The sequence below is a fragment of the Vibrio sp. E14 genome (assembly GCF_020515785.1).
Classification (GTDB): domain Bacteria; phylum Pseudomonadota; class Gammaproteobacteria; order Enterobacterales; family Vibrionaceae; genus Vibrio; species Vibrio diabolicus.
The window spans coordinates 58409-75815 of record NZ_JAHPJI010000010.1; the positions used below are offsets into that span (position 1 = coordinate 58409).

Genomic DNA, 17407 nt, shown 5'->3' on the forward strand with positions numbered 1-17407 from the left:
GCGTCCCGATGCAAATATCGAACAACTTTACGAAAAATCACAAAAACTACGATTTCGACACGGTTTGTTATATTTATGTTAAAAGGCTAGTTATAGTTCCAAGGTTCTTCAAGAAATTAAATATGATTAAATTTTGTTCGGATAAGAAAAATTAATTCGGTTTATCGATTGCCCTCTTTGAAATGTAATTGAGAACCATTTACATTAATTTAAAAGAAAACATTGAGATACTTACAAAACGAAGTGTCCAAGAAAGTAGGCGCCCCCTACTAAGGAATGATTGATATGACAGCACTAATTACTCAATGGCTAGAACGAGACCCTGATCCTAAGACTCGCGAAGAGCTACAACACCTCGTCGATACAAATAATGAACATGAGCTTACTGATCGCTTTGGATCGCGCCTTGCCTTTGGTACAGCAGGGTTACGCGGCAAAGTGGGCGCAGGTCCAAACCGAATGAACCGTTTGGTGATTCAAGAGACAGCCACTGGTTTAGGAAACTATTTGCTAGAGCAAGTCAAAGATGCCGCAAGTCGTGGTGTCGTTATTGGCTACGACGGTCGTCCTGATTCGAAACAATTCGCGCATGATACCGCTTCCGTACTGGCTGCCCTTGGTATCAAGGTGTACTTGACGTACGACGTCGCAGCGACCCCAATTGTTGCGTTTGGTGTCCGTACATTGAATGCTGCGGCCGCAGTTGTCGTTACCGCCAGCCACAATCCACCAGAGTACAATGGCTTTAAAGTATATTGGGAGAATGGCGCACAAATCATTCCTCCACACGACTCTGGAATCGCAGCGAAAATTGATGACGCAACAACAAAGCCATTACCTTTAATGTCTCTCGATGATGCAAAACAGCACGGTTTGTTAGTTTGGTTGGAAGACGACTACTACCAAACTTACCGTAAAACGATGAACGAAAACGCGCTGCTTACTCCTGACAACAACACCGATATTTCTATCGCTTACACTGCGATGCATGGCGTTGGCGCGAATATGGCGGAAACGCTACTTGCCGACGCAGGCTTCCAAAAAGTGGCAAGTGTTAAGGAACAGCGCGAACCTGATGGTAGCTTCCCAACCGTCAACTTCCCAAACCCTGAAGAAGCGGGAGCAATGGATATGGTGATGGCGTTAGGTAAGTCCGTAGATGCTGATATCGCTTGTGCTAACGATCCAGATGCCGACCGTTTTGCAGTGGCGGTCAAACGCCCAGATGGCGAATACCAAATGTTAACCGGCGACCAAGTGGGGTCACTGTTTGGCGATTACTTGCTAGAACAGCAACCTAACGCTCTGGTTGGCAACACCATCGTATCATCAAGAATGCTGAGTAGCATTGCCAAAGCGCATGGCGCCCAATACTACCAAACGTTAACAGGCTTCAAATGGCTCACTAACGTTGCCATGGAGCAAGAGACAGAAGCCAATCCATTCTTGTTTGCTTATGAAGAAGCGCTCGGTTATACCGTGGGTAACAAGGTGTGGGATAAAGATGGTTTATCTGCAATCGTCGCATTTGCTCAACTAACAGGTAAACTTAAAGCTCAAGGCAAAACACTATGGGATAAACTGGAAGAACTGTACCGCGAGCACGGTTTCTACTTTAACGCGCAGCGCAGTATCGCTCTCGACCCGAACTCTCCACCAATCGGTGACAAGCTCCGTGCAAACCCACCAACAGAGATTGCTGGTAAAAAAGTCGCAGTAACTGAAGATCTAAAAACATCAGTTCGCATGTTTGACGACGGCTCTGAAGAATCCATTGACTTACCAGCAAGTGACGTATTGATTTATCACCTAGAAGATCAGTCTCGTGTGATTGTTCGCCCTTCGGGTACTGAGCCAAAACTAAAATGTTACTACGAAGTCATCAACCTTTTCCCTGCGGATATGAGCTATGCACAAGCACAGCAAGCGGCAGAGGCGAAGATGAACGAACTTATCGACGCGCATCAGACAAGTTTGTAAGTCAAAGAGAAGCAGAGACATCTGATACGATAAGAGGCGCAAATTCGCGCCTCTTTTTTTGATTTTGACTAGAACAAGTCAAGCTAACCAGTGCTTTTCCCTAGCTTACAATTTCCTTTTGTAGAAAGTACTTGTGGATGCCCTCTGCAGGATAGCCTGAGTACTGCCCTACTTTTTCAAAACCCAATTTGAGGTAGAACTCAAGAGCTTGGAAGCTGTAGGTATCCAAATAAACATGGGTAACCCCGTGAGGCTTTACTTTTTGTTCTAGCATCGACATTAACTGGCTACCGAGACCAGAGGTTCGACTTTCAGCGTCTACCCACAAAAACTCAACAAACACCGTATTTTTAAACATTTCGCCAGTCAAGCCACCCATGATCTTGCCATTCTCATCTTTTGCGAAACAGCCTACAGCATGCACTTCCCCTTCAGGCAAATGCAGTCGGTTATAAGATCGAATACCTTCACGAACAAAATCAAGGTCTGTTTGATCTGGATTTAAACAAAATTCAAGCTTCATACATCCTCTCCTTAGGAAACACCAATATCCTAAAACAAAAAGCCAGCAATTGCTGGCTTTCTGGTGGAATATGATAACTTTACAAGGCGAAACTGCTCAGCATCCACAACGCGAGAATAACGAACACTAAACCCATTAGTTTATGTTGATACGTGCGGAATTTTTCGTTCTCGAGCAGCCCCTTACCCAATGTGCCTGCCAGCCCAACAAGTAATAAATTGAATGACAAGCCAAGGACGTTTAACAATAACCCTAGTGCTAGCATCTGCTCACCAGAAGACGCTGTAATATTGCTTGAGACAAACTGCGGCAAAAACATCACAAAAAATACCAACGCTTTAGGGTTAAGCAAATTACTCATCAAAGCACGTTGATAATAAGTTGACGCCATTTTGTTTTGACCATCAAGCTCTGGAGCCGAAGATGCCTCAGCTCGTAAGCAGTCCCAACCCATTTTTAACAAGTAAGCGCCACCTAAGAGATGAAGGACTTTAAGGGCGATTGGGCTCATTGCAATCAGGGTAGATACGCCCATTGCAGCAAGCAAAGTAAGAATAACACCAGACGTCGCATTGCCTAAGCTAGCAAACAGACCGACCTTCTTACCGTAACTCATACTAGAGCTCGCGATAAGCAACATATCGGGCCCTGGTAACAGCAACAAAGCCACTACTGCGGTGAGATAAACAGGAAGTACAGATAAATCAATCATGATGGAACCGCTTTTTCTACAACAAAGCGGCGAATGTTATACCAACAAAATGACAACAGCCAGCCCAAAATCACCAAGATAATTCAGAAAATAAAAATCATAGTTTGCTAGGACGAAAAATAACAATCAATTCGCCTATTTATAAAAATCGAATAGCAATTTTGTACAAAAATAAGCACGATGGATCCGTTACACTTCTAAGATGATTTTCTTGAGCAGACCGGATAAAGATGAAAGAAAAGAATAAGGAAATCGCTACCTTCAAGATAGCTCAAGAGCTCGGTGGTTTAGAGCTGCTCGATGCAAAGTACGAGAAGCAGAATTTCTCACGCCATAGTCACGAGGGTTACACTATTGGCGTCATCGAGAAGGGAGCACAGCAGTTCTTTCGAACAGGCGGAAATCATATCGCGCCACAGGACAGCATCATCCTTGTTAATGCCGATGAAGTACACAACGGGCATTCGGCCTCAGAAGGCGGTTGGGAATACAAAGCAATGTACCCCATACCACAGCAGTTTCAGACCTTGGGGCAAGAGCTTGGTTCACAAAATGTAGCGCTGCCCTATTTCCCTCAACCTGTGGTTTATGATCCTGAACTAGCAAATCAGTTGCGATTGGTTTTTGAAACGCTAGAAAAATCAGACAACCGACTACTACGAGAAACTTTGATTTACGGCACGTTGATCAAACTAGCCAGCAAACACAGCACCCACCGGGCACCGCTCAAAGAATCAACCAGAGCTCAGCGACAAATACAGTTGGTCAAAGAGTTTTTGGAAGACTTCCCGCAAACGGACGTCTCGCTAGAAGAGCTCGCAAAACTGGCTGGGTTAAGCCCTTTTCATTTGCTAAGAGAGTTTCAAAAACAGTTTGGCTTCCCTCCCCATGCTTATCAAATTCAACAACGTTTACGAATGGCGAAGAAGTTGCTCAAACTTGGACAAAAAATTTCAGATGTAGCGCAAGAATGTGGCTTCCATGATCAAAGCCACCTGCATCGACACTTTAAAAAAGCCATGGGCGTCACGCCCGGTCAATACATTCGTCACAGCTAAAGAGCAATATTGTACAAGGCGTTATGCCGCTATCTCGTTACCTTGATAGCCTGATTTTGGAACAACTAAGAATAAACTATGGACCACACTTTGCCGCTAAAAGAAGAATCAAAAGCTGCGTTATTTTGGCAAGGCACACTTGCGATGATGCCACTGAGTATCGCGGTGTTACCTTGGGGTTTACTCGCAGGCTCATTCGCGATTGATACTGGGCTTCACCCTTTGGAAGGACAAGCACTATCCGCCATTCTGTTCGCAGGTTCCGCGCAGCTCGTCGCGATGGGGATGATTAAATCGGGGGCAGGTCTAGTAACCATGTTACTAACAACGTTTTTTATCACCTCTCGACACTTCCTCTACAGTGTATCGATGCGCAGTAAAATTGCACCACTTCCTCTTAAATGGCGGTTATCACTCGGATTCTTACTCACTGATGAGCTGTTTGCGATTGTAGGTCATCATTCCGATAAACAATTTAATCGCTGGTATGCGCTTGGGGCTGGTTTGAGTTTTTACCTGTTTTGGAATATCGCGACATTGACGGGCATTATTGCGGGAAGCTTGATCCCTGAACTGAACGAAATGGGATTGGAATTTGCTGTGGCCGCGACTTTTATCGCAATTGTAGTTCCGACTATTAAAAATATGGCGGTGCTCGCGAGTGTTGTCGTGGCATTAGTGAGCTCGGTCGCCCTAACCTATTACCAAGTGGAAGGAAGTTTGATGATTTCGAGCATTTTAGCCATGCTTACAGGCTACTTTGTGGAACAAGTACAGGAGAAACACTAATGATCATGTTGTCTATTTTACTGATGACGGGACTTGTTTTCACCAGCCGCTACTTGTTTTTAGAACCCAAGCTACCACTGCGATTAGGGACACGTACACAAAAAGTGCTCAACTACGCCAGCCCTGCGGTACTCACTGCGATCTGGGCGCCTATCGTTTTCATTCCCGATGGAGCACTCAGCGTGAATGTGCACAACCCATTTTTATTGGCTGCCTTGCTGGCTGCGTTAATCGCGTACTTTATTAAAAATGTTCTTTTAACGACGGTGATCAGCATGGTGGTATTTCTCGTTCTGCGAATTTGGCTTTAATTCGCCACCCACTCAATCTCCAACAGGGTGACATCACCACACTTTAATCGTCCAAGGAAGATGTCACCTTGATGCACCTCACCAACTCCTTTTGGTGTGCCGGTCATTACCACATCGCCATCTTGAAGTGTTGTGTAACTCGTTAATTCATCCAAAATGGTTAGCGGCGGATAGAGCATCTGGTTAACGTGACCTTTTTGTACACGAACGCAGTTAATCAAGAGCTCTAGGTTAAGATCATTAATATCAATGTTATCCAAAGAGACAAATCGACTAAACACTGCGGAGCCATCAAACGCTTTAGCACGCTCCCAGGGCAACCCTTGTTGTTTAAGTGAAGACTGCAAACCGCGCTTGGTCAGATCCAATCCCAAACCGACCGCTGAATAACGTCCATCTTTGATCAGAAAACAGATTTCAGCCTCGTAATGAAGAGGCTCTTGATGAAATGAACGCAGAGTCGTCGATACGGAAGTCGCGGGTTTATTAAATACCACCATTTGCTCAGGTATCGCATTATCAAGCTCATGAATATGTTCAACGTAATTTCGCCCAACACAAAGCACTTTACCCACATCTACTTTCTTTTCTTCAACTTGAATAACGCTCATCGCTCTTCCCTGCAAAACAAAAACCTCATCATAATCTAACCTATTGACTTAACGACACTAAATCCCATCCTCTAGTGTGAAAAATAAGACATTCACCCCGTTTTGAGTTTTGTATCATCTAATTGAAACATCAAGGTATTTGCAAAACAAATAGACAAAAAAGCCAGCACGAGGCTGGCTTTAAATCAATAAGGATGAATGATTGTTCTCGCTAAATCCTATTATAGGTAGTAACGAGCACCTATCGCCCATTTGTCATCAGTTTCACGATCATGGTCATCATTTAGGTCAAACTGGTAACCCGCGTAACCAACAAATTTAGGCGTGAGGTTGTACTCTGCCTGCAGTGCCATTTCCTCACGAGTGGTTTCTGTTTTAGAGTTTTTGAACTCTTTACCTTCAACCATCTCGTAGTTAACGCTCAAGTTTAAGCTGTTCGCTAGAGCGTATGCGATGATCGCTTCGTACGCATCACTTTCCGCCAAACGGTCGCCATTTACACTGAAGTTCATATTTTCATTTGAACCATATACCGCGGCAAGGAACAGACCTTGGCCGTAAGCGCCGTAAGATGCAGACACAACATGTGATTCCGCGGTGTGTTTACCTGTGTAAGCAGGGTGTTGGAAGTCACCACCGTTGTATGAGTAGCCAATTTTCGCGCCCATGATTGCGTAAGAAAGCGCAACTTGCATGCGGTCATCGTATTTAAGACCACCAGTGATAGTACCTGCGTCGTTACGCGTGTATTCATCATTTGCGCCTTGCCATCCAAGACCAACGTTAATTGCACCTGCTTCGCCTAAATCAAAGCCATTTCGATAAGACAGCATTTTATCCGCACGACCTGTGCCTAGGTTTCCGTGATCGTCGTAAATGAAGTCATTCGCAAACGCAATTGGCATATCCGCGATGCCTGCTACATCATAGTAAGGTGACCATTGCGTACCACCTACTGCACGACCGTAAACCTCATGTGTTAAACCTAAGTAACCTAGACGAGTTTTAAACGACTCTTCACCGCCATCTAAGTAGTTTAGAGCCCATTCACCACGTGCGTCTGCGGTGAAGCCATTGCCTAAATCTTGTGTCGCAGAGATATTGATACGAGGAGAGTTAGTACCAACATCCGTGTCACCTTGCTCTGAACCATTTAAGTTAACAGAAACGTGGCCGCCCATCGAAAATGTTGTGCCATCGTTATTATAAAGTTCCACTGCCACTGCTTGAGTGCCGAAAGTTGCTGCTGCGATTGCCGCTGCTAATAATTTTTTATTCATTTCTAAATCCATTACTTATTAGTTGGTTAGTCAGTTTTAGACCCAGCTCTGATTCACTTTCGTAAAACGAAATGATGAACACAGAAAGGAATACAAAGGCCCTCTGGGGCATCTTTTCCGCCAGAATGGATTTACCTTTGTGTAACAACTGCCGACACTTTATTTGATTAGTTCCTGATAACCGAGTGAAAAATTCTCAGCAAAAAACTAAAAAGCAAACGTTTACTTATCCGAAAAAAATCCAGGCGTAAAAACCTTACAAAAAGAAATGCTTTAACGAGATAGTGCTCACAAATACTTGATGAACCCCAACTTTTGAAAATAACTTTCCCGTCAAAATGAAATATTTACTTACATTTTGGAACAAAAATAGGTTCAGGAACTTTTTGAAAAAAGCACGGTCTCCAATAGAAGGCAGAAAAACCTCAAAAAAGATAAAACCTTTCTTTTTATAAGAGATATAAGAAGGGGCACTTATTCTCGCCAGCAATAAAAGTGCAATCAAATCATAACTTAACAGAAATCTATCTTTCATTTTCAGCGTTTACCTTAGCGTCATCAATACATCGGGCAAGAAAGCCCATCGATTACAACTAGGGTAATAAGAAAATGAAAAAGGCAGCACTAACTACTGCAATTCTTACAGCATTGGTATCAGCACCATCATTCGCAGCAACAGTATACAAAAACGACGGTACTGAATTAAAAGTTGGCGGCCGCGTTGAGTTCCGTGGTGACTTCATCGGTTCAGGTGGTGCTGAAGTTGAAGGCTCAATGGAAGATAAAAGCCGCGCTCGTCTTAATCTAAAAGGTAAAACGGACATCGGCAATGGCCTTTCTGCATTCGGTGTTTACGAAGCCGAACAAAAAACGGGCAAGAGTGAATTCAAAAACCGCTACATGTATGCGGGTGTCGACTCTGATATCGGTGCTTTCTCTGTAGGTCGTCAAGACATGGCTGCAGTCATCATCTCTGACATGACGGATATCACTGAGTTCTCTGGTGTTCAGCAAGTTATCGATTCCTCTTCTGATAAGCAAGACAGCGTTTTCGCATACCGTGGTGCGTTTGATGCGCTACAACTGCAAGCAACCTACCAAGCAAACTCTAGCGATAACGAAGATAAATACGGCATCTCTGGAATGTACTCACTGCCAATGGGCCTAGACCTCGGTCTTGCATATTCTGGTGGCGACGTAAATAAAGACAACTCTGAAGACCAAATTCTAGGTGGTATCGCCTACTCGATGGATAACCTATACCTAGCAGGTACTTATTCTCAAGGTTCCCTGACTGACGCTGAAGACTTTACGGCTTACGAGCTAGTCGCAAGCTACAAAGTAGCAAGCAAAGTGACACTTGCTGCGCTATACACAGCTCAAGAGAATGATCCAGACAACAGTTCAAAGTACGACACCGTTGAAGGTATCGAGCTTGTTGGTTACTACAAACTAAACAGTAACTTCCGTACTTACCTGTCTTACTACATCAACCAACTCGATGAAAAGAAGGATGTAGTAGATGGTAAAGTGAAAGTGGTTCAAGGTGAAGACACACTACGTCTAGGCGTACGTTACGATTTCTAATTCACTCTTGTCCTAAGAGCGAGTCCAATTGGCCAGCATGCTTGCTGGCCATTTTTTTGTGTAACCCAACATAACTCGATAAATTTTCACACTATCCAAACGTCGCTCTGCAATGAAAAACGAGCGTAGTGACTCCTGCCTCTGCCCTCTTTTAATGCGATTTGTCACTAAGTTAGTGCATTTCTCCTAATAGCCAACCGAACTAAAATAAAAAGACAATTAAAATCAAATAGATAAAAATTGGCACGCGTTCTGCAACATTATTTATGCAAATGCATGGCAGCGTTTGTGCTTCTCGTTCTTTGTACCTGTTATAACAGGCACGTCCTTTGAATTGGTAATGTCGCCTCCCTCTGGGAGGCATTTTTTTATTGGCGCGAAAAACAATAGGACGTATGATCCCGCCACCTCTATCAAACTGGAATTTTTCAATTGAATCATCATCCTGTTCAAGGTGCGTCCTGGATGCTAACAGCTGGCTTGGCATTCGCCATAGTGAACAGCTTCGCCCAAATTGCTAGCATCAACTTTGGTGTCTCTTCCACCACATTCGCATTATTCCAATACGCTATTGCCTTATTTGTCATTCTGCCCTATCTGCGTACACTTGGAATTAGACGCTCACTAAGAACCCAACACTTTGGTTGGCATGCCTTCCGTATTTTTCTCTCTGTTATCGGGATTCAGCTTTGGCTTTGGGCACTCGCTTATCCAGTTCCGATTTGGCAAGGCATTGCGCTGCTGATGACCTCTCCATTATTTGCAACGGTTGGATCTGGCTTGTTACTCAAAGAGAAAGTAGGTACTGCACGCTGGTTAGCAACATTAACAGGGTTTGTTGGTGCTATGATCATTCTTGAGCCGTGGGCAGATTCATTTACATGGGCGACCCTGCTTCCTGTTGGCGCCGCATTTTTCTGGGCAGCGTATTCTCTGATGGTAAAGAAAATGTCGGTCAACGATCCGCCCTCAACCATGGTTGTCTATTTATTACTGCTGATAACGCCGTTTAATATCTTATTGGCAATACCGACATTTACGATGCCAAATACCTGGACGATATGGGGCGTACTTTTAGCCGCAGGCGCGCTTACTGCACTCGCTCAATGGGCTATCGTTAAAGCATATGCAGTAGCAGACGCCTCGTTTGTGCAACCATTTGATCACGCAAAACTGCCTTTGAATGTCGTTGCTGGCTGGTTGGTGTTTGGCTGGGTACCACCTGGTCGTTTATGGCTAGGCGCCGCGATTATTATTGCCTCCATTGCGTTTATTACGCACTGGGAAGCGAAAAAGACAAAGCTAGTTGAAAGAAAAGTCTAATTTCAAGGTTCTATATTTTCAGGAAAGGAAATGAGGAACACCATATGAGTCAACCAATCAAAATTACACTGTACCGCTGGGCTGGTAGTTGGGGTCCATTCAAAGTCAATATTCCTTGCGGTGAGTGTACGTTAACTAAAGATATTTTGACGGATACTTTTAAAAACGAACTCGCTGATGTCCCCGTTGAACTGGAAGTAAAAGATTGGTTATCACATTGGTGGGAACCATTAAAAGCAGGGGCCTGGCATGCTCCGATTCTTCTTGTCGAAGGAAAAGTGGTCAGCCAAGGGGAAGCGCTAAATCGGGGCGTGCTTGTGCAATCAGTTATCGCTGAATGGGTCAAACGCAATGAGCTAAAAGGCAACATTGTTTATGGTAAAGCCACCTGCCCTTACTGTGTCAAAGCGAAACAACTACTTGACGATGCTGGTGTTCAATACGAGTATCATGACGTGGTTAAAGACAGCGCTGCTTTGTATCGCATGATCCCCGAAGTAAAGGCCATCATTGGAGAAAAAACGCCGGTAACAGTGCCGCAGATCTGGTTGGATGGAAAGTATGTTGGAGGCGCTGACGATTTAGAAAAGTGGTTAGCAGCAAAGGGGCTAGATAAAGTGCCTAACAATGTCGTGGAGATACCAAGCCAATCCGCTTAGCGTTTGATTCAAATGCCATCCGTCTTTGAGTAGTGGTTTACCAATGTTGTTCAATATGTAGGCTGCCACTAAAAACAAGACAGATAAAAGCAAAAAGCCCTGATTCTTCAATCAGGGCTTTTTAAATTATTTCGCCAGTTTTTTCATAACACGAGCAAAAACAGAAGCTTTCTTCTTCTTCGCTTTACCGTAAAGCGCTTTGTGCATCGCGTCTTTTGCAATCATCTGGCCAATATAAGCACCACCAAGTTCGTTACCCATGACCTTCTCCTGAATGTATTGACTTAACTATGTTGTAATTTTACACCACAATTAGATAAAAACAAGACTGACGTCACATTTATTTTGTAATTAACTTTCAGGTTGGTTCTGATTACTTTTTCGAAACGGGCGCCTATCGCTTAGGTTGCTGGTATGTTTTACCCGCTGCGACGTACGTATCTTTCTGTTTGATTTCAAAGAATGTTTCAAAGAACCACGCAGCAAATTTGATCAAGTGATCGCCTTCATTCATGACATGCTCCACGTATTCTTGCTCTTCTCCGGACTCGTCTTCTTGAGTGGTAATATGGTAAATACGTTTCTCGCCATCAACTTCTGCAAGACCAAACTGACCCGTTAGGGATTGTGCCGCTTGTGCAACTTCTTCTTCCTCACACGCCTTCAAGATTTCAAGTGCCTTTGGCATGCTTTCTTGCTGAGTAATTTCTTTTACCAGTGTTTCAAATTCGTTTTGTTGCATTCTTTCACCTAACGATTAGAGATCGGATAGCCATTGGGCAGAAATGTATTCCAAGCTTGAGAGAAGTATCAAGGTTCGCCCTCTTCCTTTCAAACCAAGTCATTCAGCATACACAACAGACCAGACTTAATTTAGCTGCGCATTTTAGAAAGCCGACCTTCTGGTTGCAAGTATATTCAGATGGAAGTTTCTGCTTGAACCGTCCCTTCTGGCACTTTACGAAATTGGCTTAGTACAAGAACAAAGCAAGAAAGTAACGCAATAAACAAATAAAACACCCCAAGCTGGTTTTGATTCGTGACCCAAGAATCTACCAAGTATCCGCCAAACAACCCGGCTAAACACATTTGAATTGATCCAGATAGCGCAGAAACCGCTCCGGCCTGTTGCTTATGTGGCGACAGCAACAAACTAATTGATACCGGAAACGACATGCCTTGGGCAAAACTTAAACACGTAAATGCCACTAGTAATGAAAATACACTGAAGGGTGTAACCAACAACATGAAGCCAGCAATAGCAACAATCGCGAAACTCATCAGCAAGATTTGCTGAGCTTTGTAACGAGCGTTGATCAAATTAAGCACCAAGCTACCCGTCAGCAAACCAACTGACGGTATGATCATCAACGAGCCGTAATCCGCCGCCGTTAATCCTAACTCTTGTTGCATTAAAAATGGATACAAGGAAAGCGTAACCAGAGCCGATAAATAACTAAGCCAGTTGTAGCTCGCACTACCAATCACTTGTGTATTCGTTAACAGACGCAAATAGTTCGCGCTGACTTGGCCTACTTTAAATTTTCGCTTCGGGTAAGGCAGCGTTTCTGGCAACACCAATAAACCAAGTGTAAAAATTGCCATTAAGTAAATCAGCACAAACACGAAGACAGCATGCCAACTCAGGTGAAAAGCAATCCAGCCACCAAACAGTGGAGCAATAATTGGCATCACAGAAGCAGTTACTGAAATATAAGATAGCGCTTTGGTTAATTGCATACCGTCATAACTGTCACGCAATACGGAGCGACCAAGCACCGAGGCACTACCCGCTCCCAAACCTTGAAGTAACCGCCCCGCTTCAAGAGCAATAATGTTGTCCGAAAAGGCGATACAAATAACCGTACCAACTAGGTACACACTTTGGCCCAGAATAAATACTGGTCGACGACCAATCGCATCAGACAATGGGCCATAAAAAAGCTGAGAGATACCGAAACCAACGAGAAATAGTGTGACGAGATTCTGAATCGAATGTTGCGGCAAATTCAAGTCATGACCAATCAATGGTAAAGAAGGAAGATAAATACTAACGCCAACTTGGCCTGTGGCAATGATCATCATCGCTAATAACAATGGTGTTTTACGCAAACGTTCCTCCTACTTTGTGACAGATTGATGGCAAACAGTGTATATTTGATACTCAAAGATGATAATCAGCTAAGTTGGAAAGGAATTAATTCCCAAGGAGACATAATGGACTGGATTCAAAGCGTGAAGAGTTATATTCGTGTGGTCGAAGAAGGTAGCTTTAATGCAGCAGCGCGGAAACTCAATACCACCAGCTCAGCTATCAGTAAACGAGTTCAATGGCTAGAAGATAAAATTGGCGTTCAACTACTTAAACGCACGACCCGCTCTATTAGCCAAACCGAAGCTGGTGCGCTGTTTTATCAACGAGCAAAAAATCAGTTGGATTCATGGCAATCAGTATTAGATGAAACTCGCTCAGTCAATCAATCACCAGCGGGGTTATTGAAAATTGGCGCGACACTGGCGGTTGGTTCTAAGTTTTTGGTGCATTACCTAGATGATTTTCTTGAGAAATATCCAGACATCACGCTTCAATTAACGACAACGCTACCAGGCCAATTGCCAGAGCTAAGCTTAGACCTGTTTATTAGCCGGGAATTAGAGCAACTGAACTCTCTGAGTTTCAAAGCCACTGCGCTTTTCGAACATAAAGCCCAGTTTTACGCTGCGCCTAGTTACCTAAAAAAATACGGCACCCCACAATGCGTTGAGGATCTGACAGAGCATAATGTCCTGATTTGGGGTGAAAAGCCCTCACGAGAAATCAAAACCAATCGAGGCAAACGTATCAGCTTGTCCGGTAACTTTGCCACGACCAACCCAGAAGCGCTGTTTCATGGTGCCAAAAGAGGCATGGGTATTCTGATGACGAATAACGTCATGATCAAAGATGATCTCAAATCCGGAGCGTTAGTGCCTATCTTGCCCGATATCACGGCAGATAAAGCCACTGTATATGCCTACTATCCAAAGCTGGATTATCAACATACCCGGACTAAGCTGTTCCTCGATTATCTCAAATCGCGATTAGAAGAGGAGAAGCGTGCTTAGCTTGAATTTCTAGCGCTATATATCGATGAGGTTCAAGCATAAAAACATGAAAATAATGATTTGTTCGTTCACAAAATTTGAAAAATTCGCCTTAGTAACCGATAGTTTATTTGATGCATATCAAATAATAATTCTTCGTGTCTCACACGATATGGTAATCACAACGCTAGGTGAAATGCTCAATGGGTCAGGTACAAATCAGTTTCCACAAAATTGATGAAATATTGAAGCTAAACGGCACGGCTCAGCTAAACCGAGTCACGTTAGATATTCATCAACAATTGCAGAGCCATTGCACTTGCGTTGTAGAAGTTGCGCATCTTCAGCATTCGGCTCATACCATCTCCTTCGCTAGCAATGGAAAAATTACAGACAATCTAAGCTACCATCTTTCAGGCACCCCCTGTGAAAAAGTGGCAAAAGACATTGGTGAACATATTTTCTATCAGGACCAAGTTTACAAACGCTTTCCTGAAGATCAGATGTTTCAAGAGGATGGTATTCAAGCTTACATTGGTCTGCCATTAAAGACACAAAATGGCGAGGTTCTGGGAATTTTATTGTCCACCTTTACCCGAAGCATCCACGCTAAGGAAGCGCAAGATATCCTCGACTTCCACCGCTTTTATGCCAATGTCATTATTCACAGCTTACGTGAAAAGTGGGTCAGTGAACGTTCAGATAAGCTTCTTAATCAGCTTAGCTATGAAGTATCGCATGATAACCTAACTGGACTGCTCAACCGTAGCTGTTTAGCTGATACCTTGGAGACATTGACGCAACAGGCCACTCGTCCATTCAGTTTGGCTTACCTAGACATCGATAACTTTAAATCGATCAATGATATCAACGGAAACTACATCGGCGACCAAATCATTAAGTTTACGGCGAACGCCATTCAACAAAGCTTGTCATCGCCAAACAACGCTTTTCGTGTCGCAGGAGATGAATTCGCCTTCATTACTTACGACGAAGATCCTGTCGCCGTGTGTCAGGAAGTACTCGACAAAATTGAAAGCGGCTACAGCGACAAATCTAACCGAATTTCTTTCACTGTTAGTATTGGTATCGCGCGCGCACCAGTACATATGTTGAACAGTGATGAGCTGATTTTGAATGCTAGCCTCGCTCTCAAAGACTGTAAAAAACATCGCGATACACGAATTCAGCATTACGACACACATCTTAGTGCCCTTTATCACCGTAGAACTCAGCTTATTGAAGCTATGCGCATTCAACTAAGCGCTGACATACATGATAGCGAAGAGTTGTATGTCGTTGTTCAGCCAATCGTAGATATCACAAGCGATCGCTGGAATTACTTTGAAATCCTAGCCCGCTGGAACAGCAATGTTTACGGAAACATCTCCCCTGCGGAATTCATTGAAGCTGCCGAACAATCAGGCCTGATTATCGAGTTGGGTGAACGTATTATTGAACTCGCATGTATCGCAAAACAAGAGCTAGAAGCCAACTTAGGATACAAAGTCAAACTCTCTATCAATTGCTCTGCGTATGAGCTGGTCGACTCTAACCGCTATATTAACCACCTAACTAACATGGTTGAAAAGTATCAGCATGAAGCAAAAGACTTTGTTATAGAGCTCACCGAGACCGTTTTACTCTCGCAAAGTGGCCGTGAACAAATGGTACTTAACTCATTGCGGTACTTAGGCTTTAAAGTCGCGTTGGATGATTTTGGTACGGGCTACTCAAGCTTGAACTATATACACAATTATCCGATTGATAGCATTAAAATCGATGCAACCTTCGTTCAAAACATGCTCTCAAATACAACCTCTGAACAAGTGGTGTTTTTGATAGCGCAATTAGCAGAACTGCTTGATGTGGATTTGATTGCCGAAGGCGTAGAAGACGATAGAGCATTACAAAAATTAATTGAAATGGGCTGCCACTACATTCAAGGCTATTTCTACTCTCGCCCACACAGTGTTGATGAAATCGTACACCTGATAAATGAACGTGAAGTGCGGAGCGCCTAAGAGCTCTAAACAAGCGACGGTCATGGAATGTAAATCTAGTTAATGCACAAAGTAAAAGAGACCAAGCTATGCTTAGTCTCTTGTTATTTTTTGAGCGAAGTACTTTGTTACAGCACTGCTTTCTCTTTATCGCGTAATAGCTTATCCATTTCATCTCTGTTCGCGACAAAGGTTGCCATCTCTTTCTTAGGAACAGAGCTCGCCATTGGGATGTTTGCTCGCATAGCGTTAACTGGACGGCCGTATTCAATCAATTCATAGTGAAGGTGTGGCCCTGTCACTCGACCTGTTTTACCGGAAAGACCGATACGCTGGCCTCGAGAAACCTTTTGCCCTTTCTTAACCAGGATCTTACTTAGGTGTAAGTAACGGGTTTTGTATTTGCTGCCGTGCTCAACAACCACGTAGTTACCCGCATAAGGGTGTTTACGAGTCATGATTACTGTACCGTCACCAGTAGAAACGACTGGTGTACCGGTTGGCACGGCAAAGTCAGTACCGTTGTGCGGTGCGACACGCCCCGTTACTGGATGTAAACGATTAGGATTGAAGCCAGAACTGATACGCCAACGGCTACTTACAGGATAACGCTGGAATGCGCGTTGCAAGCTCTCGCCTTTAGCATTGTAGAATTGACCATCGGTATGAAGGTAAGCCGTGATTTCACGTCCGCGATTGTAGATCTTAATCGCCTCAATTTCGTTCTTGCCCGTTGGCACACCATTGATGCTTTGCGAACGACGAACGACTTCAAATCGATCACCTGCACGAAGATCACGCCCAAAGTTGAGCTGCTCTTTGAGTAAGCTCACAACTTGACTCACTTCTGCCGACGTTAGACCTAGTCGACTTGCAGAAGAAGAGAAACTGCCTTGAATAACACCAACCAATGGTTCTTGGCTCCACACGCCAGGAATCGAGATATCGGTAAAGTCATAGCTACCATCACTATTTAGTTGGTAGACCACTTTATCTGCAATAGAAAATTGCAGTTCCATTTTCTCTAACTCGCCTGTCGCATCATCACGCCAAAAACGGAGCGTATTGCCCGGCTTTAGTGTATCAAGTGCAAGGTAGTTCAAATCCGTTTCCATTACTTTCATTAACGAGCTGTAACCGAAACCGAGCTGGCTAAAAATAGTGCTTAGGTTGTCACCAGCTTGGATTTGATATTCGAAGTTCGGGGGAGTGACAACTTCGGCAGTTGTCGCATCAAGAATTTTTTCAACGACCTGAGATTCAGGCAGGTTCAATGCGATGGTTTTGGTTAAAGATGACTCTTTGAGAGAGTGAGAAACACCAATCGCAACTAAAACTGGCAAGGAGTATAACAGCAGCGCTCTACGACTTGTCAGATTCGGCAACCGTCTTGTAATTTCATTTGTAGACACGGGAATTACTATCTCCTTTCAAACAAGGCTCATAGCTTATGCATTCCCGTATAAGAAATCACTATGAAATTTCGA

General features: G+C 43.8%; 17 protein-coding genes. 9 read left to right on the forward strand and 8 right to left on the reverse strand.

Annotated features, from left to right (window positions below; genetic code table 11):
* Positions 1-285 precede the first annotated feature (285 nt).
* Positions 286-1980, forward strand: coding sequence for a phospho-sugar mutase (locus LIX84_RS20330; protein ID WP_226422066.1), 1695 nt, complete (start codon positions 286-288; stop codon positions 1978-1980).
* 100 nt (positions 1981-2080) lie between these two features.
* Here LIX84_RS20330 and LIX84_RS20335 read toward each other — a convergent pair whose 3' ends face one another.
* Positions 2081-2503 (reverse strand): GNAT family N-acetyltransferase, encoded by a 423-nt coding sequence (locus LIX84_RS20335; RefSeq protein ID WP_226422067.1) that lies wholly within the window; start codon positions 2501-2503, stop codon positions 2081-2083.
* A 79-nt stretch (positions 2504-2582) separates the two neighbouring features.
* Positions 2583-3215, reverse strand: a complete 633-nt coding sequence (locus LIX84_RS20340) for a LysE family translocator (RefSeq protein ID WP_005375522.1) — start codon at positions 3213-3215, stop codon at positions 2583-2585.
* 230 nt (positions 3216-3445) lie between these two features.
* Here LIX84_RS20340 and LIX84_RS20345 point away from each other — a divergent pair, with 230 nt between their 5' ends.
* The 3 genes from LIX84_RS20345 to LIX84_RS20355 all read left to right on the forward strand — a co-directional run bounded on the left by LIX84_RS20345 (position 3446) and on the right by LIX84_RS20355 (position 5373).
* On the forward strand, positions 3446-4273 hold the full coding sequence (locus LIX84_RS20345) for an AraC family transcriptional regulator (protein ID WP_226422068.1): 828 nt from the start codon (positions 3446-3448) through the stop codon (positions 4271-4273).
* Positions 4274-4351: 78 nt separating this feature from the next.
* Positions 4352-5062 (forward strand): AzlC family ABC transporter permease, encoded by a 711-nt coding sequence (locus LIX84_RS20350; RefSeq protein ID WP_074189916.1) that lies wholly within the window; start codon positions 4352-4354, stop codon positions 5060-5062.
* Positions 5062-5373, forward strand: a complete 312-nt coding sequence (locus LIX84_RS20355; RefSeq protein ID WP_226422069.1) for an AzlD domain-containing protein — start codon at positions 5062-5064, stop codon at positions 5371-5373. The genes LIX84_RS20350 and LIX84_RS20355 overlap by 1 nt, the downstream gene beginning before the upstream one ends.
* Here LIX84_RS20355 and LIX84_RS20360 read toward each other — a convergent pair.
* Together LIX84_RS20360 and LIX84_RS20365 are read right to left on the reverse strand one after the other, a co-directional pair.
* Positions 5370-5984: a fumarylacetoacetate hydrolase family protein gene (locus LIX84_RS20360; RefSeq protein ID WP_226422070.1), complete on the reverse strand. Its 615-nt coding sequence runs from the start codon at positions 5982-5984 to the stop codon at positions 5370-5372. The two genes, LIX84_RS20355 and LIX84_RS20360, sit on opposite strands and share 4 nt — an antisense overlap.
* A 221-nt stretch (positions 5985-6205) precedes the next feature.
* A complete protein-coding gene (locus LIX84_RS20365) occupies positions 6206-7264 on the reverse strand; it encodes a porin (protein ID WP_226422071.1) in 1059 nt (352 codons plus the stop codon).
* A gap of 609 nt (positions 7265-7873) precedes the next feature.
* On the opposite strand from LIX84_RS20365, the gene LIX84_RS20370 reads away from it, so the two are divergent.
* From LIX84_RS20370 to LIX84_RS20380, 3 genes are all read left to right on the forward strand, one after another.
* A complete protein-coding gene (locus tag LIX84_RS20370; RefSeq protein ID WP_226422072.1) occupies positions 7874-8851 on the forward strand; it encodes a porin in 978 nt (325 codons plus the stop codon).
* A gap of 465 nt (positions 8852-9316) precedes the next feature.
* The gene (locus tag LIX84_RS20375) at positions 9317-10174 is read left to right on the forward strand and encodes a DMT family transporter (RefSeq protein ID WP_005391192.1); all 858 of its coding nucleotides are present in this window, start codon (positions 9317-9319) and stop codon (positions 10172-10174) included.
* 44 nt (positions 10175-10218) lie between these two features.
* Entirely contained in the window at positions 10219-10833 is a 615-nt protein-coding gene (locus tag LIX84_RS20380; RefSeq protein ID WP_226422073.1) for a glutaredoxin, read from the forward strand.
* A 126-nt stretch (positions 10834-10959) separates the two neighbouring features.
* Here the strand turns inward: LIX84_RS20380 and LIX84_RS23490 are convergent, their stop codons facing one another.
* The 3 genes from LIX84_RS23490 to LIX84_RS20390 form a co-directional block, all read right to left on the reverse strand.
* Positions 10960-11094: a hypothetical protein gene (locus tag LIX84_RS23490; RefSeq protein ID WP_005391196.1), complete on the reverse strand. Its 135-nt coding sequence runs from the start codon at positions 11092-11094 to the stop codon at positions 10960-10962.
* A 133-nt stretch (positions 11095-11227) separates the two neighbouring features.
* A complete protein-coding gene (locus LIX84_RS20385) occupies positions 11228-11575 on the reverse strand; it encodes a hypothetical protein (protein ID WP_005375501.1) in 348 nt (115 codons plus the stop codon).
* Between the two features lie 176 nt (positions 11576-11751).
* Positions 11752-12945 carry a multidrug effflux MFS transporter gene (locus tag LIX84_RS20390; RefSeq protein ID WP_226422074.1) on the reverse strand — a complete coding sequence of 398 codons (1194 nt, stop codon included), beginning with the start codon at positions 12943-12945 and terminating at the stop codon, positions 11752-11754.
* Positions 12946-13050: 105 nt separating this feature from the next.
* Between LIX84_RS20390 and LIX84_RS20395 the strand changes: the two genes are divergently transcribed.
* Positions 13051-13938: a LysR family transcriptional regulator gene (locus tag LIX84_RS20395; RefSeq protein ID WP_005391202.1), complete on the forward strand. Its 888-nt coding sequence runs from the start codon at positions 13051-13053 to the stop codon at positions 13936-13938.
* 182 nt (positions 13939-14120) lie between these two features.
* Positions 14121-15941: a putative bifunctional diguanylate cyclase/phosphodiesterase gene (locus tag LIX84_RS20400; RefSeq protein ID WP_006742077.1), complete on the forward strand. Its 1821-nt coding sequence runs from the start codon at positions 14121-14123 to the stop codon at positions 15939-15941.
* Positions 15942-16048: 107 nt separating this feature from the next.
* Here the strand turns inward: LIX84_RS20400 and LIX84_RS20405 are convergent, their stop codons facing one another.
* Entirely contained in the window at positions 16049-17332 is a 1284-nt protein-coding gene (locus tag LIX84_RS20405) for a peptidoglycan DD-metalloendopeptidase family protein (protein WP_031780190.1), read from the reverse strand.
* Positions 17333-17407: the final 75 nt, after the last annotated feature.

Coding starts and splice junctions, on each gene's coding strand:
- LIX84_RS20365 (WP_226422071.1), bottom strand. CDS start 7,264: ATGAATAAAAAATTATTAGCAGCGGCAATCGCAGCAGCAACTTTCGGC.
- LIX84_RS20385 (WP_005375501.1), bottom strand. CDS start 11,575: ATGCAACAAAACGAATTTGAAACACTGGTAAAAGAAATTACTCAGCAA.
- LIX84_RS20335 (WP_226422067.1), bottom strand. CDS start 2,503: ATGAAGCTTGAATTTTGTTTAAATCCAGATCAAACAGACCTTGATTTT.
- LIX84_RS20380 (WP_226422073.1), top strand. CDS start 10,219: ATGAGTCAACCAATCAAAATTACACTGTACCGCTGGGCTGGTAGTTGG.
- LIX84_RS20345 (WP_226422068.1), top strand. CDS start 3,446: ATGAAAGAAAAGAATAAGGAAATCGCTACCTTCAAGATAGCTCAAGAG.
- LIX84_RS20355 (WP_226422069.1), top strand. CDS start 5,062: ATGATCATGTTGTCTATTTTACTGATGACGGGACTTGTTTTCACCAGC.
- LIX84_RS23490 (WP_005391196.1), bottom strand. CDS start 11,094: ATGGGTAACGAACTTGGTGGTGCTTATATTGGCCAGATGATTGCAAAA.
- LIX84_RS20350 (WP_074189916.1), top strand. CDS start 4,352: ATGGACCACACTTTGCCGCTAAAAGAAGAATCAAAAGCTGCGTTATTT.
- LIX84_RS20330 (WP_226422066.1), top strand. CDS start 286: ATGACAGCACTAATTACTCAATGGCTAGAACGAGACCCTGATCCTAAG.
- LIX84_RS20400 (WP_006742077.1), top strand. CDS start 14,121: ATGGGTCAGGTACAAATCAGTTTCCACAAAATTGATGAAATATTGAAG.
- LIX84_RS20360 (WP_226422070.1), bottom strand. CDS start 5,984: ATGAGCGTTATTCAAGTTGAAGAAAAGAAAGTAGATGTGGGTAAAGTG.
- LIX84_RS20375 (WP_005391192.1), top strand. CDS start 9,317: ATGCTAACAGCTGGCTTGGCATTCGCCATAGTGAACAGCTTCGCCCAA.
- LIX84_RS20395 (WP_005391202.1), top strand. CDS start 13,051: ATGGACTGGATTCAAAGCGTGAAGAGTTATATTCGTGTGGTCGAAGAA.
- LIX84_RS20370 (WP_226422072.1), top strand. CDS start 7,874: ATGAAAAAGGCAGCACTAACTACTGCAATTCTTACAGCATTGGTATCA.
- LIX84_RS20340 (WP_005375522.1), bottom strand. CDS start 3,215: ATGATTGATTTATCTGTACTTCCTGTTTATCTCACCGCAGTAGTGGCT.